The sequence below is a fragment of the Pseudoalteromonas sp. QJM3NY_22 genome (assembly GCF_056173065.1).
The window spans coordinates 3,449,688-3,469,088 of sequence record NZ_CM149655.1 but is presented as its reverse complement, the minus strand read 5'-3'; the positions used below and the strand labels follow the sequence as shown (position 1 = coordinate 3,469,088).

The 19,401-nt window shown below is 38.2% G+C and carries 21 protein-coding genes, 1 tRNA gene and 1 pseudogene; 18 read left to right on the top strand and 5 right to left on the bottom strand.

The genetic code is table 11. The features are described 5' to 3' along the window. Positions 1-58: 58 nt before the first annotated feature. Positions 59-829 (bottom strand): DUF1223 domain-containing protein, encoded by a 771-nt coding sequence (locus AC0VZ4_RS15945; RefSeq protein ID WP_007378469.1) that lies wholly within the window; start codon positions 827-829, stop codon positions 59-61. A 176-nt stretch (positions 830-1,005) separates the two neighbouring features. Between AC0VZ4_RS15945 and AC0VZ4_RS15940 the strand changes: the two genes are divergently transcribed. Next, complete coding sequence (locus tag AC0VZ4_RS15940; RefSeq protein ID WP_007378470.1) at positions 1,006-1,683, top strand: glutathione S-transferase family protein; 678 nt, start codon at positions 1,006-1,008, stop codon at positions 1,681-1,683. 235 nt (positions 1,684-1,918) lie between these two features. Here AC0VZ4_RS15940 and AC0VZ4_RS15935 read toward each other — a convergent pair whose 3' ends face one another. Continuing rightward, complete coding sequence (locus AC0VZ4_RS15935; protein WP_475440147.1) at positions 1,919-4,972, bottom strand: hypothetical protein; 3,054 nt, start codon at positions 4,970-4,972, stop codon at positions 1,919-1,921. Between the two features lie 770 nt (positions 4,973-5,742). Between AC0VZ4_RS15935 and rpsF the strand changes: the two genes are divergently transcribed. From rpsF to alr, 9 genes are all read left to right on the top strand, one after another. Further along, positions 5,743-6,084: a 30S ribosomal protein S6 gene (rpsF, locus tag AC0VZ4_RS15930; RefSeq protein WP_007378473.1), complete on the top strand. Its 342-nt coding sequence runs from the start codon at positions 5,743-5,745 to the stop codon at positions 6,082-6,084. Between the two features lie 44 nt (positions 6,085-6,128). Then, complete coding sequence (gene priB / locus AC0VZ4_RS15925; protein WP_033015549.1) at positions 6,129-6,446, top strand: primosomal replication protein N; 318 nt, start codon at positions 6,129-6,131, stop codon at positions 6,444-6,446. A 12-nt stretch (positions 6,447-6,458) separates the two neighbouring features. After that, positions 6,459-6,686 carry a 30S ribosomal protein S18 gene (gene rpsR, locus AC0VZ4_RS15920; RefSeq protein ID WP_007378475.1) on the top strand — a complete coding sequence of 76 codons (228 nt, stop codon included), beginning with the start codon at positions 6,459-6,461 and terminating at the stop codon, positions 6,684-6,686. A 35-nt stretch (positions 6,687-6,721) separates the two neighbouring features. Beyond that, positions 6,722-7,174, top strand: a complete 453-nt coding sequence (gene rplI, locus AC0VZ4_RS15915) for a 50S ribosomal protein L9 (RefSeq protein ID WP_002962755.1) — start codon at positions 6,722-6,724, stop codon at positions 7,172-7,174. Positions 7,175-7,611: 437 nt separating this feature from the next. After that, positions 7,612-8,160 carry an RNA polymerase sigma factor gene (locus tag AC0VZ4_RS15910; protein ID WP_008135684.1) on the top strand — a complete coding sequence of 183 codons (549 nt, stop codon included), beginning with the start codon at positions 7,612-7,614 and terminating at the stop codon, positions 8,158-8,160. Continuing rightward, positions 8,147-8,629 carry a hypothetical protein gene (locus tag AC0VZ4_RS15905; RefSeq protein WP_096793670.1) on the top strand — a complete coding sequence of 161 codons (483 nt, stop codon included), beginning with the start codon at positions 8,147-8,149 and terminating at the stop codon, positions 8,627-8,629. Before AC0VZ4_RS15910 ends, AC0VZ4_RS15905 begins: the two co-directional genes overlap by 14 nt. 9 nt (positions 8,630-8,638) lie before the next feature. Continuing rightward, a complete protein-coding gene (locus tag AC0VZ4_RS15900; protein WP_475440146.1) occupies positions 8,639-9,577 on the top strand; it encodes a DUF4097 family beta strand repeat-containing protein in 939 nt (312 codons plus the stop codon). 112 nt (positions 9,578-9,689) lie between these two features. Beyond that, positions 9,690-11,069 carry a replicative DNA helicase gene (gene dnaB, locus AC0VZ4_RS15895; RefSeq protein WP_002963050.1) on the top strand — a complete coding sequence of 460 codons (1,380 nt, stop codon included), beginning with the start codon at positions 9,690-9,692 and terminating at the stop codon, positions 11,067-11,069. Next, a complete protein-coding gene (gene alr, locus AC0VZ4_RS15890) occupies positions 11,069-12,148 on the top strand; it encodes an alanine racemase (RefSeq protein ID WP_475440145.1) in 1,080 nt (359 codons plus the stop codon). Before dnaB ends, alr begins: the two co-directional genes overlap by 1 nt. Before the next feature lie 18 nt (positions 12,149-12,166). Here alr and AC0VZ4_RS15885 read toward each other — a convergent pair whose 3' ends face one another. Further along, the gene (locus tag AC0VZ4_RS15885; RefSeq protein ID WP_007378480.1) at positions 12,167-12,406 is read right to left on the bottom strand and encodes a DUF2960 domain-containing protein; all 240 of its coding nucleotides are present in this window, start codon (positions 12,404-12,406) and stop codon (positions 12,167-12,169) included. Between the two features lie 100 nt (positions 12,407-12,506). Between AC0VZ4_RS15885 and AC0VZ4_RS15880 the strand changes: the two genes are divergently transcribed. The 3 genes from AC0VZ4_RS15880 to AC0VZ4_RS15870 are packed head-to-tail and all read left to right on the top strand — an operon-like array spanning position 12,507 to position 14,225. Beyond that, on the top strand, positions 12,507-12,758 hold the full coding sequence (locus AC0VZ4_RS15880) for a hypothetical protein (protein ID WP_008135690.1): 252 nt from the start codon (positions 12,507-12,509) through the stop codon (positions 12,756-12,758). A 39-nt stretch (positions 12,759-12,797) separates the two neighbouring features. Beyond that, positions 12,798-13,415 carry a nicotinamide riboside transporter PnuC gene (pnuC, locus tag AC0VZ4_RS15875; protein ID WP_002963042.1) on the top strand — a complete coding sequence of 206 codons (618 nt, stop codon included), beginning with the start codon at positions 12,798-12,800 and terminating at the stop codon, positions 13,413-13,415. Between the two features lie 3 nt (positions 13,416-13,418). Further along, positions 13,419-14,225 (top strand): phosphotransferase, encoded by an 807-nt coding sequence (locus AC0VZ4_RS15870; RefSeq protein WP_475440144.1) that lies wholly within the window; start codon positions 13,419-13,421, stop codon positions 14,223-14,225. Here AC0VZ4_RS15870 and AC0VZ4_RS15865 read toward each other — a convergent pair. Then, entirely contained in the window at positions 14,222-14,404 is a 183-nt protein-coding gene (locus AC0VZ4_RS15865) for a helix-turn-helix domain-containing protein (RefSeq protein WP_475440143.1), read from the bottom strand. The two genes, AC0VZ4_RS15870 and AC0VZ4_RS15865, sit on opposite strands and share 4 nt — an antisense overlap. Positions 14,405-14,648: 244 nt before the next feature. Here AC0VZ4_RS15865 and AC0VZ4_RS15860 point away from each other — a divergent pair. From AC0VZ4_RS15860 to AC0VZ4_RS15845, 4 genes and pseudogenes are all read left to right on the top strand, one after another. Continuing rightward, positions 14,649-14,723, top strand: a tRNA-Arg gene (locus AC0VZ4_RS15860). 363 nt (positions 14,724-15,086) lie between these two features. Further along, a pseudogene (locus AC0VZ4_RS15855) lies at positions 15,087-15,407 on the top strand (DUF3391 domain-containing protein); the annotation flags it as partial. 74 nt (positions 15,408-15,481) lie between these two features. Next, positions 15,482-16,579, top strand: a complete 1,098-nt coding sequence (locus tag AC0VZ4_RS15850) for an ISAs1-like element ISPsesp1 family transposase (RefSeq protein ID WP_475439755.1) — start codon at positions 15,482-15,484, stop codon at positions 16,577-16,579. Then, positions 16,542-17,513, top strand: a complete 972-nt coding sequence (locus AC0VZ4_RS15845) for an HD-GYP domain-containing protein (RefSeq protein WP_475440142.1) — start codon at positions 16,542-16,544, stop codon at positions 17,511-17,513. Before AC0VZ4_RS15850 ends, AC0VZ4_RS15845 begins: the two co-directional genes overlap by 38 nt. Here the strand turns inward: AC0VZ4_RS15845 and AC0VZ4_RS15840 are convergent. After that, a complete protein-coding gene (locus AC0VZ4_RS15840) occupies positions 17,473-17,796 on the bottom strand; it encodes a hypothetical protein (protein ID WP_475440141.1) in 324 nt (107 codons plus the stop codon). The two genes, AC0VZ4_RS15845 and AC0VZ4_RS15840, sit on opposite strands and share 41 nt — an antisense overlap. Positions 17,797-18,080: 284 nt before the next feature. Here AC0VZ4_RS15840 and AC0VZ4_RS15835 point away from each other — a divergent pair, with 284 nt between their 5' ends. Further along, positions 18,081-19,349 (top strand): outer membrane protein transport protein, encoded by a 1,269-nt coding sequence (locus AC0VZ4_RS15835; RefSeq protein ID WP_337119352.1) that lies wholly within the window; start codon positions 18,081-18,083, stop codon positions 19,347-19,349. Positions 19,350-19,401: the final 52 nt, after the last annotated feature.

The window sequence follows — 19,401 nt, the reverse complement described above, 5'->3', positions numbered from 1 at the left end:
GCCACTTAATTTACATATAAAGCTGTTAGTTAAGGTTTTATTTGAGTCAACTAAAGTTTTAAAACCAATCTGCTGCAACTTGTAGTGGAGTAGGGTCGCCTTTTTTAGATACCCAAAACACTAAGGCTTGCTTTGTTGGCGATATTTTTTTAGCGCGAGGCAGGGTTAAGTCAGTTAATGATAATTGCCGCTTAGTTTGCATGTTACTTTGCTCGTAACCAATAACGACAAAGTCGTGTTTTAACTTATGGCCTGCGTTTTCGCCGCTGTGTATTTGTGTTTCTATACCAAAGCCTAACAGAGCTACATGAGCTATTAAGTTTTGGTTAGTTTTATCTTTGGTATTAACGGTATCGTATTCGAGATTAATTTTACTGTTGTTTATAGTCGCTTTTAAATTACCTAAATAAGGGATTTTAGTTATAGGTATGGCTTGTTTATAAAACCAACCTTGCCACCCGCTGCCGTTAACCATAAACCCGGGTGTTGCTACAATACGGCTTTTACCTAAGGCTTTATAGGTGCGTTGTCTTTTACTAAAAACAGCAGAGGCAAAGGGGTCTTTCCATCCTAAATAATCCCAATAAGTAACATGAAAATTAATAGGGATTAAATCAGTCCATAGCTTTTCATCATCTGTAAACGTTGAAATCCAGCGCTCTGCTGGTGGACAACTACTGCAACCTTGCGATGTGTAAAGCTCTAAAAAGGTAGTTGGATTAGCTGTGCTTGCAATGGTTACTTGCTCAGCAGCTTGGCTTTGAGAGCAAAATATTATTAACCCAGCCAATGCTGGAAAAAGCGATTGAGACAGTGTTTTAAAAGGCATGTTACTTCTCGAAAAGATTTATACTGTTTGTAGCATAAGTGATATTTGTAGATGAAGTATCACGAAATACTCACAATTAAATCACGTTTTAACCGTATATTTATCTATTAAAAACTTAATTTGAACACCCGCTCAAGCTGTGCTTTAATCATTGTTCAATTATTGAGGGACTTTACATGATTAAATTTTATTTTCACCATACGCCTAACCCAATGAAGGTGGCACTCTTTTTAGAAGAAGCAGGCTTGCCGTTTGAGCTTGTTCCTCTTGATACTTTGAAAGGTGAGCAACATACACCTGAATTTAAAGCAATTAATCCAAACGCTAAAGCACCTGCCATTGTCGATGGTGAAACGCGTGTGTTCGATTCGAATGCTATTTTAATGTACCTTTCTGAAAAATATGCAAAGCTAGAGGGTAAGGCCGATGACCGCGCTGAAATGCTGTCGTGGTTAATGTTTATCGCATCTGGTTTGGGTCCGTATTCTGGGCAAAGTGTTCACTTTAGACACATGGCGCCAGAAGGGCTTGATTACGCGGTTAATCGTTATTTACGTGAAGCGCAGCGCCATTACGAAGTACTTGATACTCATCTTGAAGGTCGTGACTTTATAGTGGGTGATACATATACCATTGCTGATGTATCTGCATGGGGTTGGATTGATAAAGCACCGGTTGTATTAGGTGAAGAGGGTTTAGCACCTTATCCTAATCTTAAACGTTGGTTTGAAAGCATTGATAGCCGCCCAGCGGTTGCACGTGCACGCGTAATTGGTACTGATATAGCCTTTAAAAAAGAGTTTGATGAAGATGCTAAAAAAGCATTTTTCCCTTCCAATTACCCTAAGCAATAACTTATAGCAAGCGAGCTTATTATGGGTTGCTAGTTAACCTGAACTCTGGATAATAAATCTACTTCAAGCAACTATTTTCAGCGCTCACTGCGTTGAATTTACTTGCAATAGGCCAGCTATTGACGCGTAAATTCGCCTTGTTTTCACTGAAAATCTCTGGCTAGAGAAAATAAATTTAAATATCATTATAATTCAGTAGGTTAGTAAGTGTCTTGACCAGAATCCAGGTTGATTATCAAATTTTAATGATTTCTCTATTGTTGGACTGATTACTTAACGTGATGGTCGTTAAAAATAGTGAACTCTCAAGTTCGATAGAGTCCTCTAGTAAAAGACAAAAAATAAGTAAACGCGTATTTATTCCTGCTTTACCCCATCCTAATTTTGAGAATAAATCACCTATCAGGTTTTGCGTTATGCTTTTAACCCCAATCCAATAATCTAAGTCTTCTTCCAATTCGTGAGTGAGTTTTAGTAAGGTTTGATTTAGTTTTTCTAGCGTTTCAAAATGGTTTGTACTGGCATCAAATGCTTTAACTGCTTTTTTTACATTTTTTAATGTTGTTGGAAAACGCTTTAGTGCTCTTGCAGCTTTTCCAATGGTTGTAAGGCGTTTAGCTACTCCCTTCCATGACTTATTTGCATTGGCACCATTTTGAGAATCAGGGACAAGCGCAAGATAGTCATCCCATTTATCTGTATTTTTTAAATCTTTTTTAATACGACGGAAATCAACGGTTCTACTAGAATCCCCATCTAATAAATGGTCAAACAATATACTTAGATCATTATATGATTCATCTTTTAGGGCATATAAATGCAGTATATTAAAAATAACTTTCCTTTCAAAAGGCGAATCACTTTGTAAGTAAATTAAATAACGTGCTGCATTATGATATAGCTTATCGCCATTTAGTTGTTCAAATTGTGCATAGACTTCATGCCCAGAACGCATCGTCATTGCTATGACGCTACTAGTATAAATGTTGCTGTTTTCAATACTATGTTGATAACGATTAATTGCGACTTTTATATTTTGCTCGGGAATAAGTATGGGTACATTTATTGGTAAAGAGTCGGCATGACGGTGGGTCGATAAATCAAGGGAATCAAAGAAGTCTTCAATCTCTCTTAAATTGTGCAGTTTGTTATCTTGATTTGTATATTCAAGTGAAATAGCACCATTAAACTCGGGATCTAATGCTGATTGCGCAACACCAAAGATGATTCCTAATTTTGCTTGTCTGGATTCTGAAAGCCCTGATGCAGTTCCTTTAATGGTGTAATCGTGTTTAACATATAAGTTACCATTAGCATCAACTTCAACCGTTAAGTCTCGATTAATATCGCGTACTTTACTAATATCAAAGCCAATAATGTTTAGGCCCAGCCGAGTTGAACTATTAAGTGCTGTTTCAAACCGTGTAGTGATAGGTATTAAGTTTATTGCACCCGCTCTGTTTAATGCTTGCATAAGTAATGAGGCTTTTTTCCCGTCGCCTATCGCTAAACAGCGGAATAAGGTTTGTACTTGTTTATTTTCTGGTTGGAGGATTGTTATTTTTAATTTTTGAAGTTCGAATAAACGTTGTTGTTTAATCGATTCTAAATTAAGACCAAACTTAATGTTGGCTGCTTTTTCTAATTTTTCAGTGATGTTCTTTTTAAATATCTGGTATCGATTTATTACACGATTAAAATTAGCTTCTATATTTTGATCAAAATTAGCAATCGTCTGTGCTACGTCATCGCCGAGCGAAGCGATAGGTTTTAGTTGGGAAGCTGTTTTCTCTTTTAAATCGTTAGCAAACTCATCCGCTTTCTCACGAAGTTTTTGCTGTAATATTTTTATTTTTTCAGACAGATATTTTTCTGACTTGTGCTGAGCAGCCATAAAAATAGGGTCAGCATTTGATTGCACAACACCAAATAAACTCAGTAATCTATTAATTATAGATGTTGCTAAGTCGTCTGGGGCCGCTTCTGTTGAGAGCAATGTCTTATTGAATTGCACGATTAGCTCATCATCAAGTAACTTTTTAATTACATCATCGATCTCATTTTGTCCTAGTGTGATTTCGGCTATTGGCTTGTACCATGTATCTTCATCAATTGTATGTAATATGTCATCAACCAAGATTTGGCCAGGGTTACTGTATTCCTCAAGCTTACTAACCAGTTCATTACCTTTACCAAGCAGCATTTCTATGTACTGTTTGGCGAGTGCATCCATTCCTTCAATTTCTGCTTCAAGTGCTAGTTTTAAGGTGTTTTTTGTCTGCTCTGTTTCTCTTAAAGTTAGTAATAGTTCTATTTGCTGTTGATCATTACGATATACATCAAGTTCCAAGTCACCAGCTATTTCTTGGCGCCTTGAAAGTGAGACTGCTACGGAGGCGTCTACTCCAATAAGATGCCCTTTAAGATTTGTTTTTGAAGCGAGTGATTTTCCAATTTCTAATTCGCCAGATAATATTAGAGAAGATGCCATTTTAATTGAAAATGCACGATATCCCTCTCTAGCATCACTACTAGTACGCTTGACTAATTGAGTGTTTATATCGTTCAAGTTCCAAGGGCGAACTGGTTTTTTAAACATACTCCACAGGGTTTTATAGCTAGTAGTTTCTTCATTTACTTGGTAGTACGAATCAAACTCCACACTACCTGATTTATCTAAACCGGCACCTATTTTAAAAATATTAGCAGAGGTTGATGTTGATACATTAATATCATAGGCAGCTTTTACATCTTGATTGACGAGGCAAAACCCATTTGGAAGTGTTTTGGATAAAAATGTTGGGCGCTTTGTGTCATTTAAAACAGAGATACTAAATTCACCGTAGGCACCAGCTGTTACACCAACACTAAGTTGATCAATTTTTGATTTGTGCTCTTTAGTAAATTCAAACTCTTTTTTTAATCCGTTAGTTTGTTCACCAATTGGTGTTTCAAGAACAGACCAAAGTTGAAATGCTTTATAGGCTTCTTGATAAATTTCAGAGCTTTTAATTTTTTTTATTTGTTCAGCTGAAAAAAGAACGACTATATTTTCAATGACCTTTTTTATTTCCTCGACTAGGTCATCTATATTGGGGTCTTTAATAATTCCATAAGCACTGTTAACCAAGGTAATAATATCAGAAAGCTTAGTGCTATTTGCTTCATCAATATTAAAGTACTTTTTTAAATTTGCAGTAGAGGATAGGCTTTCGAGTAAGTCGTGGGCTTTAGCTGGTGCTAAATATGAGGAAGGAACAACGCGATCAAGTGATGTTAGTGATATCATTTTAAAAATCCTTTTGATTTTAGTTTATATTTTATTGATCACCTTTTATGCGACTACATCAACTGTAACCTAGAATAAATTGCTGTTAAATAAATGGCAAGGCTATATTTTAAACAACATATTGATTGAATCATAAGTGCTTAATTTTTGGTTATAAGCGTAACTAGAATAAACGATTTAATTAAAAGCTGCGCTTTTCACGCGAGCAAGCTCGGCGTCTGCAATAAATATTAAACCCGAGTTTAGCTTTATTTGTAGGCGTACAGCTTGCTGACGCGACGAGCAAAGCTCGTAATGTTTTTTGGTTGCAAGCGTAACTAGAATAAACTATTTGATTAAAAGCTGCGCTTTTCACGCGAGCAAGCTCGGCGTCTATAATAAGTATTAAACCCGAGTTTAGCTTTATTTGTAGGCGTACAGCTTGCTGACGCGACGAGCAAAGCTCGTAATGTTTTTTGGTTGTAAGCGTAACTCGAATAAACTATTTAATTAAAAGCTGCGCTTTTCACGCGAGCAAGCTCGGCGTCTACAATAAATATTAAACCCCAAGTTTAGCTTTACCTGTAGGCGTACAGCTTGCTGACGCCTACAGGTAAAGCTCGTAATACTTACCTATATACACTTATCTATAAAAGCTTTAAAAACTTGCTTGCTTAATTATCCTACTAAGCGTAAAATGCGCGCTCATTTCGGCTTTTAAACTATTAATTCCTTGCCTTAAACCGACCGGCCGAAACGGTAGAAGGCTCTATTAACCGTAAGGAATATCCATGCGTCATTACGAAATCGTATTCATGGTTCACCCAGATCAGAGTGAGCAAGTTGCTGGTATGATCGAACGTTATACTGGTTCTATCACTGAAGCTGGTGGTGTTATCCACCGTCTTGAAGATTGGGGCCGTCGTCAATTGGCTTACCCAATTAACAAGCTTCATAAAGCTCACTATGTTCTTATGAACGTTGAAGCACCAACTGAAGTAATCAGCGAGCTAGAAACTACTTTCCGCTACAACGATGCAGTGCTTCGTAACTTAGTTATCCGCACTAAAACTGCTGAAACTGAAGCGTCTCCTCTTGCAAGAGAAGAGAAGAAAGAAGCACCAGCTGCTTAATTGTTTTGAGTCCAAGCATGGCGTTTAACTGGCGGTAAATATAAATGGTTAGCCCTTTTATGAATCAGCTGGTTATATCTGGGGTAGTTTGTAAAACGCCCAAGTTTAGCCAAAGCCCAGCTGGCATCCCGCATTGTATTTTTGTTGTAGAACATAAATCGATGCAAACCGAAGCAGACCTTAACCGTAATAGTTACGTGAGGCTTCAGGTAGTTGCCAGTGGAAAGCAAATGCAACAACAGACTCAACATTTGCACGTTGGGCAGGCATTGCAAGTGAGTGGTTTTTTAAATCGCCACGAAGGTCGTAACGGCCTTAGCCAATTGGTTTTGCATGCTCAGCATATCGAAAGAATTATTTGAGGAATTAATCTCATGGCACGTTATTTCAGACGTCGTAAGTTCTGCCGCTTTAAAGCGGAAGGCGTAAAACAAATCGATTACAAAGATCTAGCTACTCTTAGAAACTATGTTACAGAAAGTGGCAAAATCGTACCTAGCCGTATCACAGGTACTAGCGCTAAATTTCAGCGCCAGCTAGCAACTGCTATTAAGCGTGCTCGCTACTTAGCCCTTCTTCCATACACTGACTTACATAAGTAAGCAGCGGATTAACAGTTTTTAAAAGGTGTAGAAACATGCAAGTTATTCTACTAGATAAGATCGCTAACCTAGGTAGCCTAGGTGAACAGGTTGTAGTTAAATCTGGTTTCGCACGTAACTTCCTTTTCCCTCAAGGTAAGGCAGTTCCTGCGACTAAAGCTAACATTGAAACGTTTGACGCTCGTCGTGCAGAACTTGAAGCGAAAATCGCTGAACAGTTAGTAGCTGCACAAGCACGCGCTGAAAAACTAGAAGCATTAGCAGAAGTTACATTAGTATCTAAAGCTGGTGACGAAGGTAAGTTATTCGGTTCAATCGGTACTCGTGACATCGCTGACGCTATCTCAGCTGTTGGTGTTGAAGTTGCTAAGTCAGAAGTTCGTTTGCCTCTAGGTACTATCCGTGAGACAGGTGAATTTGACGTATCAATTTCAGTTCACTCAGACGTAACGGCTACTATCAAAGTAATCGTAATCGCTGAAGCTTAATTTTTAATTAAGCGACAAAAGCCGTGCTATTAGCACGGCTTTTTTGTGCCTATAATTAGGCTAACTTTATTAGTTAAGGGCACTGTTAAATAATACCAATCCGCAATAATACTTAATCATGTTGCGGGGCTAAACGTGTCGCTACCTGTGTTAAAAAATTCTCATTTACGACTGCATGGATGCAGAAGGTAGAGCAATGCAGGAGCAATTGCCGAGAACAACTAAATAGCGAATTTTTTGTCTAGCTATCAACACGTTTTTCCATCCTCAAAATAGATCACTTAATTAAGCGAATTGGTATAAAGCCTCGTATAAGCCCCTTTTTTATTCAATTATTTTTTCATTCTCCTTAAACCTTTTCGAACTGTCATTACGTCTAACTTATCAATACACTTAAATAGCAATTCAACAATAATAATTAAAAGGCGGCATCACGGATGTTACACGTTAAACCCGAACTAACGCCTTTGTGCGAAGCTGCACTCATTGAGCGAGTTAAATCGGGTGATCAAGGCGCATACACAACGCTTTATGAGTTACATATAAAACGAGTATACGGTTTATGTTTACGCTTATTAGCAGACCAAGCACACGCCGAAGACGCCGCCCAAGAGGTATTTGTACAGGTATGGCATAAAATAGCATTGTTTGATGGGCGTTCGCAGTTTTCTACTTGGCTATATAGTGTTGCCAGTAATGTAGCGATAAGTTACCTGCGCAAGCAAAAAAACTGGTTACAAAAAGTAGTAAGTATTGAACACAGCGGTATGGATGAGCAATCAGCTAACGACTGCAAAGGCTTAAATGGCCTCGATAAGTTAATAGTAAGGCTTCCTGAGCGCGCACGTATGGTATTTGTATTATTTGCTATTGAAGGTTACAGACACGAGGAAATCGCGGAGCAATTAGGTATGGCTGTTGGTTCAAGTAAGTCACAGTATCATCGTGCTAGGCAGTTATTACAAGAGTGGTATGAAAATGAGTAAACCAAACTTTAACGACTACTTAAATAAGTCATTAAACACGCTTGATAAAGAAATTACGCCACAAAAAGATTTATGGGCGGGGATTGAGCGAGCAATTGTTAATAATAAGCAGAGTCCAAACAGCACTATTATTTGGCCAAAACTAACGGCAATAGCTGCGTGTACTGTGGCTGCTTTAATTGCTGTAAATATATTTTTTATAGCACCTGAACCACTGCCCGTAGTGGCTATAAGTGATTACTTTTCGGCTCAAAAAAATAGTTTGTTAGTTGAATACGAAAATAAAGAAGCATTGACCACTAACTGGCAAACGCAACTACAAGAACTGGAAGAAGCTGAGCAAGCAATAAAGCAAGCTCTTGAAAACGAACCACAAAACCAAGCGCTACTGACAATGTTAGCGCAAATATATCAACAACAACTTGATTTAATTAACAAGGTGCACGCGCCACGTTGGCAGCACATTTAGGAGTACGACATGAAAGCGATTTTATTAGGACTGAGCTTATTTCCGTTGGCGGTATTAGCGGGTGAAAAAATAGATAAGCAAATAGACGTACCAAGTGGCGGCACTATTTTTATTGAAAACCAACGCGGTGATATACATATTACAGGCTGGGATAAAAACGAATTTAAAGTATCTGGCGAGCTTGATGATAAAGCACAAGGTTATGAGCTTAAAACAAGTGGCGATAAAACACAGTTTATTGTAAAAATGCCCCGTAAATCAAATTGGGGTAATAGTGGTGACGGCTCAAACCTAACTATATTTATGCCTAAAAGCAGTAGCTTAGAGTTTGCTGGCGTTAATGTATCGGTGACTGCAAAGGAGCTTAAAAACGGCGCTGAAGTTGATGTGGTTAACGGTGAAATTACGGTAAATGATATTACTGGCAACATTAAGCTCACCACTGTAAATGGTGATGTGAACGCTGAGAACTTAAACGGTAATATTCAATTTGAAACCGTAAATGGTGAAATTAACGATAGGCAATCAGGTGGAGAGCTGCGTTTTAGTGCTGTTAATGGCGATATTAAATCAACCTCAAGTGCCAATGATGTGCGCCTTGAAAATGTAAATGGCGATATAGATTTTACGCTATCGTCAATTAAAAACCTACGTATTAATACGGTCAATGGCGAAGCAGAAGTACAGATTAACGAGCTTTTAAAAGGCGGTGATGTACGTTTTGAATCAGTAAGTGGTGATGCCGACTTTTATTTCCCACAAAGTGTATCAGCAAAGTTTGAAATTAAAGCCCATGCTAATGGTAAAATCATTAACAAAGTCAGTAGTGACAAAGTCAGTAAAGCTAAATATGGCCCAGCCAGTGATTTAGAGTTTAGTATTAATGGCGGTAATGCAAATGTTGAAATGGATACAATTAGTGGGCGAATAGAGCTGCGTACCAAATAACACTCATTCCCCATCACGATTACAAAAAGCAGGAAAGATTTCCTGCTTTTCTATTTGCACAGCCCCTGCAAGTCGATAGAATAGAGCCATTCAATTTTACTACTGTGAAGTTATGGCCAAACCAGATAAGCAAGTCGATACTCTTAAAGTTCCTCCCCATTCAATAGAAGCTGAACAATCTGTTTTAGGTGGCTTAATGCTTGATAACCAAGCTTTTGACCGCGTAGCTGAGCTTGTTGTATCACAGGATTTTTATACCCGCACGCACAAGTTAATTTTTGAGGCGATGACGGCACTTGCTGAGATTGGCGATCCGATAGATTTAATCACTATTTCTGAAAGTTTAGAAAAAAATAATAAACTTGCAGGCATTGGTGGTTTTGCTTACTTAGCCGAAATTGCTAAAAATACCCCAAGTGCAGCCAACATTGATGCCTACGCAAACATTGTACGTGAGCGTGCTGTTGTACGTGAAATGATTGGCGTGGCAAATGAAATAGCCGAAGCGGGTTTTAATACCGAAGGGCGTACTAGTCACGACCTACTCGATTTTGCCGAAAGCAAAGTATTTAAAATTGCCGAGCAACGTACAAAAAGTACGGAAGGCCCGCAAAGTATTCATAACATACTCGAAAAAACCGTTGATAAAATAGAAGAGCTTTATCAATCACCACAAGATGGTGTTACGGGTGTAAGTACAGGTTATGCCGATCTAGATAAAATGACGACAGGCCTGCAACCTTCTGACTTAATTATTGTTGCAGCGCGTCCATCTATGGGTAAAACCACTTTTGCGATGAACCTTGCAGAACATGCCGCAATGACTCAAGACAAACCCGTGCTAATTTACTCGCTAGAGATGCCTTCAGAACAAATTATGATGAGGATGCTAGCGTCTCTTGGCCGTATTAACCAAACTAAGGTACGTACAGGTCAGTTAGATGATGACGATTGGGCGCGACTTTCATCAACAATGGGCTTGTTGATGGAAAAAGGCAAAATGTATGTTGATGATGCCTCGGGCTTAACACCTACCGATGTTCGTTCTCGTGCACGTCGTATTGCGCGTGACCACGGCGGCATTAGTATGATCATGGTCGATTACTTGCAGCTAATGCGCGTACCTAGCCTTGCTGATAACCGAACGCTTGAAATTGCTGAAATTTCGCGTTCACTTAAATCGCTAGCAAAAGAGCTAAAATGTCCGGTTGTTGCGCTTTCGCAGCTAAACCGTACGCTAGAGCAACGTGCCGATAAACGCCCAATTAACTCAGATTTACGTGAGTCAGGGTCGATAGAGCAGGATGCCGATTTAATCATGTTTATTTACCGTGACGAAGTTTATAACGAAGACAGTACCGATAAAGGTATTGCCGAAATCATCATAGGTAAACAACGTAACGGCCCAATTGGTAAAGTGCGTTTAACATTCCAAGGTCAATTTTCTCGCTTTGATAACTATGCGGGACCAGCGGTAGATGACGATTACTAATGCGCTTAGCCACTGCTGAAATTAATTTAGCTGCACTTGCGCATAATTTAGCGCAAGTTAAGGGCTTTGCACCTAACAGCAAAGTAATGGCGGTGCTAAAAGCAAATGCTTACGGGCATGGATTAGTAACGATTGCGCAGCATTTAAATAATGCTGACGCATTTGCTGTGGCGCGTATTGATGAAGGGCTTGCCCTTCGAGCTGGGGGCTTAACAAAGCCAATAGTTTTACTAGAAGGCTTTTTTAACAAAGCTGACTTACCTATTTTACTCGCTAATAACTTTCAAACTATTATTCATGATGAATACCAATTAGCTGCGCTTGAAAAAGCAAAGCTCGATGCGCCAATAACATGCTGGTTAAAAGTAAATACAGGTATGCATCGATTAGGTATTGCGCCAGAGCAGTTTGAAGCGTTTTATAACCGCTTACAAAAAACACCTAACGCTAAAAATACCGTTAATTTAATGACCCACTTTTCGTGTGCTGATGACGTTGATAATGCTAAGACGGTTCAACAAATTACGTTGTTTGATAATTTAGTGAATGGCATTGAGCAAGCGCATTGTTTATCAAATTCGGCTGGTATTATTGCCTGGCCAAGCGGTCATGGTGATTGGGTACGTCCTGGGCTTATGCTCTATGGTGTATCGCCAATGGCAAATAGCATTGGGCAACAACACAAATTAAAACCAGTTATGCGTTTAACTACGCGCGTAATTGCAGTGCGTGATGTGCCTGCTAATGAGGCTGTTGGATATGGTGGTCGTTGGAAAAGCGATAAACCAACCAAGTTAGCTGTTGTAGCTATGGGTTATGGCGATGGTTATCCTCGGCATGCTAAAGAGGGGACACCGGTAATAATTGGTGAGCAGCGTTATGGTATTGTAGGAAGCGTAGCGATGGACATGATCAGCGTTGATATAGGCGCTAATGAGCATAATATTAAAGTAGGCGACAGAGTCACTATGTGGGGCCCTGAACTACCAGTTGAAGAAATAGCACTGTGCGCTGGTACCATTCCTTACGAGCTATTATGCAATATTACACCGCGCGTAAGTTATGAGTATCAGCGTTAATACAGCTATAAGCGATACTTACTCTTTTATAAAGTAAATGTCGCTAAAGCCCATACGGGCAAATTCTTGGTCGCGAAAGTTACGCACAGAAGCAGACCCTTTTGAGGTCATTTCTATTTGGCGTACCATGCTTAAGTAATTTGTTAAATCAATACCTTCGGCGGCAGCAATAGCTTGATACATGTCGTGGTATTTATCTTTTGCGAAGTTAATTTCGCGCGGTTGGTTTTTAAACGTATACGTTATTCTACGTGCCATAATAAGCTCAGTTAAATTGAGTGTTAGTATAATTTTACACTGTATTGAACTGGCATTGAATGATTTGTTTAAATCAAATAATTAAAAAGTAGAGTTTAAAATGAAATTATCAGTAGAGATCAGTAAATATCCACTTCACCAAGATTACATTCCGTTTATTAAAGGCTTTATCGACCGCTTAAACGAATACGAAGATTTAAAAGTGATTACTAATACGTTATCAACGCAAATTTTTGGTGATTACGATTTAGTTATGCAAGTGTTAAATACCGAAATTAAGCGTTCATATGAAGAATTTGGTAAAGCTATTTTTGTATGTAAGTTTCTCTCTGGCGACTTATCGCCTGAATAATTTATAACAAATGGCGCAACTAAACGGTGATTGCATAGTATGGACTTTTTAACACAAACCTTAAGTGGTTTTACAGCGATGTCGCATTGGGAATACATAGCGGTGGGGTTGTCGATGGCGTACTTATTATTGGCAATAAAAGAAAGCTTATGGTGTTGGCCAGCAGCATTTTTTAGCACACTCATTTATACAATAATGTACTGGAATGGCGCATTATTAATGGAGTCATTACTTAATTTTTATTATATGTATATGGCTGTGTTTGGATGGGTTGTATGGCGAAAAGGCAAAGCTGAAAATTTAAATATTACATCGTGGTCGATAAATCGTCATGCTGTTTTAATCAGTTTAACAACCGTAGCTGCAATAACTATTGGTTACGTTATGCAAAACTATACGCATGCCGATTTTGCTTATCTTGATAGCTTTACAACATGTTTTGCCGTAGTAACTACTTACTTAGTTGCTAAAAAAGTCCTCGAAAACTGGCTGTACTGGATTGTAATAGATGCTGCTTCTATGTATTTATATTATGAAAAAGGCTATTACCCGACGCTTGCGCTCTTTATATTTTATACCATTATGGCGGCGTGGGGCTTTAAAACCTGGTACGAAGAGTACGAACAAAGCCAAGCTAAGCCTTTAGCACAGCTTTAATTAATGATTGAGCATAATCAGCTAGTAAAAATGTGTAGGGCGTTTATAGAGCCTACTAGCGTTATTTCAAGCGAGCGACTACTTAATGGCTTTAGTAACGATAATTTTTTAATACGTACCAAACAACAAGGTTATTTATTAAAGTGTTATAAAAGCTATTGGCCAGCCATAGGGCTTGAAGCACAGCGTTTTTTAAGTGACTTGGATATATGCCCTGCGCCTGTTTGGCTCGATAAAAAAAATAGCCGTGCGGTATTTAATTATATTGAGGGTGAAACTGCAAAGTCAGATATAACGCTCAGCTTAGTTAATAAATTAGCCCAAGTACACAGTTACACCGTAACGACCACACCAATGGATATAGCCAAAGAGCTGCACTTTCATCAAAATACGGATGTATATACGTTATACAAATCACAAATAGAGCGGGCACTAAAAGCAGTTACAGCGATGCCATTTAATGCGGGCTTTTGTCATAACGATTTAGTAAGAGACAACATTGTTGTAAATACTTCGGGTATGTATTTAATTGATTTTGAGTACGCACAAACTAACGATGTGTATTTTGATTTAGCCGCGCTGTGCGTGAGCTTTAATCTGGATTGGCAAAGTGAAGGTGAGTTATTAGATAATTATAGTAAGTACAGTAGAGCCGGTGTAAGCTTTTTTAAATCAGTAAATAAGCTTGATTTTTTTAAGCTGTTTTTTTTAATATTGTGTATAGGATGGTATGAGCAGCGCGACATAACTAATCACTTAATTGAATTACGCGCGCAACTAAATAAACTCATTTTATCTATGGGTTTTTAAAGACCACCAAAACGTGCAGCTAGTTCTTTATATTTTTTTACTTCATCAGAATCAAATTGTGGTTCGCCATTTTCACCCTGCGATTTCGCAATTAGTAAACTTTCACGAGTAAGGCGTTTAACACGCTCTACTTTTACACCTAAAAACTCAGCAACTTGCTCAGTAGACATCAAACTCATAATCACTTCCTCTTTTAAATCAAATCACATAGTCACTATAATAGTTAAAATGTTGCTAAACAGTTACTTTTTTTATCTAATATTGATAAAAAGCGTGTTTTTAACTAATTGTGAAGTGTTTTATTCTAAATCGCTTAATTAATAGGCATCTAAACGCATGGTGCTGGCAATTAACGACGGATATCTTTATCATTATAGACGCCAAAGTATTGATATCGCGAGTTAGTGCTGCGGCAACAAATGTGCTCTCGTGGTGAAATGGATATCACGTGGCCCTCCGGAGGCTGAGTTGTAGGTTCGATCCCTACCGAGAGCGCCATTTGCTTTATATGTTTATGCCCTAAATTATTTCAGTACTTTTGTATAATCAAACTCTTTTCAATATCTAAAATTGGTTAACGATACTAGATAACATTAATTGAACTTCATTTTTATAAAAATAGTGCTCTTATTAATTACACTTAAACTTGAATGAAAATAAGCTTTTAGTATCTCAGTTCAAGACCCTTTAGACTTCCCCGTTAAATTAAAAATAACGCAAAATTAAATGAGATATTATTTAATAATATAAATTACTACTTTTTAGTGAGTTATAACTACTAAAGTACGAATGAATGGACTTTAAGTATTAAACAATGCTATTTAAGGTAGATATTCATTAATTGTAGAAATAGCCGCTTTTATGCTAATAACTTTACCTATCCCTGAGCTAATACCTGGTATGTATGTCGACAGTGTTACTAAGCAACATGAAGGGATTAATAGTATAAAAATTAAGACTAGCGGGTTAGTCAGAGACAAATCTATAATTAAGCGTTTAATTGCAGAAGGGGTTCTTGAACTTCTTATTGATTTCGCTAAGAGTGAAGTCGCAATCCCCGCCAAATATAAGCCACAAAATAAACCTAAAACATCGAGCAGCCAACAAAAACCAGTTAAGGCCAAATCTGCAATAACGGTACAGCAAGAATTTGCTAAAGCGAGTGTAAGCTACGACCAACACAGGGCGGGATCACACTTTGTAAATAAACAAATTTTATGATCTAATACCATAAATTTCATCACCTTAAACTTATTATGTCACTCTTCTCACATTTAGAACTCGTCAAAGATAATCGTTCACATATAAATCAGCACCATAACTTAGTTGATGTGCTTTTTCTTATTATTACTGCCGTTACATCAGGGTGTGAAAACTGGCAAGACATTGAAGTCTATGGCGAAAGTAAGCTTAATTGGTTAAGAGGATTTCGTTCTTTCAAAAATGGCATACCCACTCGACATAGTATTGCTCGGATTTTTAGAACCGTTGATACTGACTCATTACTACTCGCGATGTATAGCTGGGTCAATCAAAACCGCGTTAAGTCAGCGCATCCTGTCATTGCCTTCGATGGCAAAACTATTCGCGGAGCAAGTAAACACATTGCTGATAAATTACATCTCGTCTCAGCATTTGATTGTGAAGCAGGTCTCACATTATTCCACCAAACAGTTGGCAGTAAGACGAATGAAATACCGGCAGTTCGGGATTTATTGAAAATACTCGATATCAATAACACCGTCATTACACTTGATGCTTTGCACTGCCAAAAAGAAACGCTAAAACAGCTAATTAGCAGACATGCAGATTATCTAGTGCAAGCAAAGGGTAATCAAAAGAAACTTTATAGCGCGATTCAAGATGCATTTACACACCAGTATGAATCTGAAAACTCAGAGATACTTAGTCATGTAACACAAGATGAAGGGCATGGGCGAAAAGAAGTACGCACGATAGATTGTCTTGATGCGCGTTTATTACCGAGTGAAATTAAAGAGAGCTGGCCATCAGTTAGAACAATCGTTGCGGTGCAGCGAGAGCGAACGAAGGGTAATAGAACGAGTATTGACACACATTACTACCTAACATCGTTGACAGACAATATATTGATAAGTAAAGCAATAAGACAACATTGGCTGATAGAAAATCAGCAACACTGGATACTGGATGTCGTATTTAAAGAAGATGCCTGTCAAATACATGAGCCATTAAGTGCGCAACATATGGCACTATTTAGACGCGTCGTTAGGAACATGATAAAGCAGCATACGAAAAGCAAGGGGTCAATAAGAAGTAAGTGTGTAAGAGCTTGTTATGATGATGCTTTTAGAGAAGAACTTCTTTTTGGTTAACATTTTTAACAAAGTATGCTCGCGCCCTGACGACCAACATAACCGTAAAATACAATCTTTATATAGCGATTTAATAGCCGGTTTAACTCTTAACGTAAAAGTACTTGATGAAATAGCAAATGAAATCGTTGCTTCAGTATTTCGTAATGCTAATGCGATGACAATCCTTACTCGAATTAAAGATAAGCACAGCTATAATTGGCGTCATATGATCAACTGCGCCATTTTTACGAGTGTATTTGCTAAATACCTAGGTTACAAAGAAGCGCTTGTGCAGGAGCTTGCTATGGGCGCACTACTGCATGATTTAGGGCAATCTAAACTACCGCAAGGCATACTATCAAAACCAGACAAAGTTACTAATAACGAAATGGCGAGTATTAAAAAACATGTTGCTTTAGGGCTGGGTCTGGTCAAAGGTGAAAAAAGTATTTCGCCACTTATGTTAGATATGATAGTCAATCACCATGAACGATTAGATGGTTCAGGTTATCCCCGCGGCATTGCTGCAGAAAAAATAAGCCGTCCCGCACGGATAATGGCAATTGTAGATGTATATGATGCGATGACAGCAGACAGGCCTCATCAAGATGGCGAAGAACCTATTAATGCACTGCGTTACTTATTGGCTAACAAGCAAATGTTTGACGCTGAATTAGTGCAGCGTTTTATAAAGTGCTTGGGCGTGCATCCCGTAGGGACTATTGTGAAGCTGACTAATGAACGCCTAGCGTTAGTATTGGAGGGGAATAACTTGAATCCGATAAAGCCAAAAATTAAGTTATTTTTTAATGCTAAACATGGGCATCATGTAACTGCTAAAGATATTGATTTAAGTGATAGTAACCAAGAACTTAAAATTTTAGCGAGTGTTAAACCACTAGACTATAAAATTAATTTGTCTCGTTTGCTAAAAGAGCATCTGCTTGCGTAGTGTTTGTGCACTTTCGTTGATTGCTTTTCTTAGCTGAAATAAATGCCCCTAAAAAACAACTTCCCATCAGTGTTAGCCACAATAAAGTGCCTAGCTCTACATGCAGTGCTAAACAACAAAATGCGAGCGAAATTAGTGCGTTTAGCATAGCACCAAGCCAATAGTGATTTACTGGATTGTCGCATTGTCCTGCTTGCGTACATGCGCAGTAATTTGCTTTATAAAAACAAAATACACTCGTACCACAAAAAATAAGCCCAGCTACAATAAGTGAAATGATCACAGTTTTATTTCCTTTGTGATTTTGTAGTGAGTGTAAATTGCTAACTACTTTAAGTCAATCTAAATGATAACCAATTACATTTAGAGTATATGCTCTAATAGCACAGATCTAGTCCGATGAGTTTTAATTGGTTGTTAAAATGTCGTTAAAAATCATGTTTTTCATAGTATTTTGACGTATTCATAGAGTCTTTTATAAAAAAATCAGGTAGTGTAGCCGGGTTTGAAATCCTAATAACAACACACATAGCTATCCAAACAGTTAGTTTGGTTAAGGACACAACAATGAAATTTACTAAAACTCTTATTGCAGCTTCGCTTGCATTTGTTTCTGCAGACAGTTTTGCAGCTGCATTTCAACTAGCAGAACAAAATGCATCAGGTTTAGGCCGTGCATATGCTGGTGAAGCTTCTATTGCAGACGACGCATCTGTTGTTGCACGTAACCCAGCACTAATGACTTTATTTAAAGACAAGCAACTAAGTGTTGCTGCTATTGGCGTTATTCCTGATGTAAGTCTTGAAGGTGAAAGTACTAATAACGGTATTGACCCAAGCGCATTAGATGATGACAGCATTGCTCCTAGCGCCGTTGTTCCTGCAATTTACTTTACTATGCCTTATAACGACAAAGTATCAGTTGGTTTTGGTGCTTTTTCTAACTTTGGTTTATCTACTGAGTTTAAAAATGACTACGTAGCAGGGCAAATTGCAGGTGAAACAGAAATATTTACTGTTAATCTTAATGCAAGCGTTGCTTATAAAGTATCTGAGCAATTTAGCTTTGGTGTAGGCCTAAATGCTATTTATGCTGATGCAACAGTTATTCGTAAAGTTGGCGCAAATGCAAGTGGCTTTGACTTTGGTACTGATGCAGTAAATCTTCAAGGTGATGATACTGGTTTTGGTTTAAACGTAGGTTTAATGTATCAATTAGATGAAAACAGCCGTTTTGGTTTTAACTACAGAACAGAAACTGATATCACGTTTGATGGTGATTTTTCTAATGGGCTACCTGCAGCCGCTGGCGGCACACAAGGCACAGTGCTTCCTGGTTCTGTAGAAATCACTTTACCAGCTATTGCTGAGTTTTCTGGTTCGCATCAATTAGACGAAAAATTAGGGCTGCACTACAGTGTATTATGGACTGGTTGGAGTAGCTTTGAGTCTTTAGAAGCGCAAGTAACAGCACCAACGGGTAACAAGTTTACCGCGTTTGAAAAGAACGAGAGTTTTAGCGATTCATTCCGCTACTCAGTCGGTGCAGATTACCAGTTAAACGAAGATTTATTACTACGTGCCGGTGTTGCATTTGATGAGTCTCCTGTATCACAAACACATCTATCAATTTCGATTCCTGATACAGACCGTTTCTGGTTCTCGTTTGGTGGTAACTACACTATCGATCAAAACTCTAATGTTGATCTTGGTGTAAGTATTATCCGTGGTAAAACACAAACGTTTATAGAAGCTGATGACTCAGGCAGCCAGTGGGGCTTCGAATCTAAAGGCCACGCAGTACTAATTGGTGCTCAGTATAACTACAAATTTTAATGTAGGAGTGTCTTGTGGTTAATCACAGGGCACAAAAAAGCCGCTCACTTTA

Coding starts and splice junctions, on each gene's coding strand:
- AC0VZ4_RS15945 (WP_007378469.1), bottom strand. CDS start 829: ATGCCTTTTAAAACACTGTCTCAATCGCTTTTTCCAGCATTGGCTGGG.
- AC0VZ4_RS15940 (WP_007378470.1), top strand. CDS start 1,006: ATGATTAAATTTTATTTTCACCATACGCCTAACCCAATGAAGGTGGCA.
- AC0VZ4_RS15935 (WP_475440147.1), bottom strand. CDS start 4,972: ATGATATCACTAACATCACTTGATCGCGTTGTTCCTTCCTCATATTTA.
- rpsF (WP_007378473.1), top strand. CDS start 5,743: ATGCGTCATTACGAAATCGTATTCATGGTTCACCCAGATCAGAGTGAG.
- priB (WP_033015549.1), top strand. CDS start 6,129: ATGGTTAGCCCTTTTATGAATCAGCTGGTTATATCTGGGGTAGTTTGT.
- rpsR (WP_007378475.1), top strand. CDS start 6,459: ATGGCACGTTATTTCAGACGTCGTAAGTTCTGCCGCTTTAAAGCGGAA.
- rplI (WP_002962755.1), top strand. CDS start 6,722: ATGCAAGTTATTCTACTAGATAAGATCGCTAACCTAGGTAGCCTAGGT.
- AC0VZ4_RS15910 (WP_008135684.1), top strand. CDS start 7,612: ATGTTACACGTTAAACCCGAACTAACGCCTTTGTGCGAAGCTGCACTC.
- AC0VZ4_RS15905 (WP_096793670.1), top strand. CDS start 8,147: ATGAAAATGAGTAAACCAAACTTTAACGACTACTTAAATAAGTCATTA.
- AC0VZ4_RS15900 (WP_475440146.1), top strand. CDS start 8,639: ATGAAAGCGATTTTATTAGGACTGAGCTTATTTCCGTTGGCGGTATTA.
- dnaB (WP_002963050.1), top strand. CDS start 9,690: ATGGCCAAACCAGATAAGCAAGTCGATACTCTTAAAGTTCCTCCCCAT.
- alr (WP_475440145.1), top strand. CDS start 11,069: ATGCGCTTAGCCACTGCTGAAATTAATTTAGCTGCACTTGCGCATAAT.
- AC0VZ4_RS15885 (WP_007378480.1), bottom strand. CDS start 12,406: ATGGCACGTAGAATAACGTATACGTTTAAAAACCAACCGCGCGAAATT.
- AC0VZ4_RS15880 (WP_008135690.1), top strand. CDS start 12,507: ATGAAATTATCAGTAGAGATCAGTAAATATCCACTTCACCAAGATTAC.
- pnuC (WP_002963042.1), top strand. CDS start 12,798: ATGGACTTTTTAACACAAACCTTAAGTGGTTTTACAGCGATGTCGCAT.
- AC0VZ4_RS15870 (WP_475440144.1), top strand. CDS start 13,419: ATGATTGAGCATAATCAGCTAGTAAAAATGTGTAGGGCGTTTATAGAG.
- AC0VZ4_RS15865 (WP_475440143.1), bottom strand. CDS start 14,404: ATGAGTTTGATGTCTACTGAGCAAGTTGCTGAGTTTTTAGGTGTAAAA.
- AC0VZ4_RS15850 (WP_475439755.1), top strand. CDS start 15,482: ATGTCACTCTTCTCACATTTAGAACTCGTCAAAGATAATCGTTCACAT.
- AC0VZ4_RS15845 (WP_475440142.1), top strand. CDS start 16,542: ATGATGATGCTTTTAGAGAAGAACTTCTTTTTGGTTAACATTTTTAAC.
- AC0VZ4_RS15835 (WP_337119352.1), top strand. CDS start 18,081: ATGAAATTTACTAAAACTCTTATTGCAGCTTCGCTTGCATTTGTTTCT.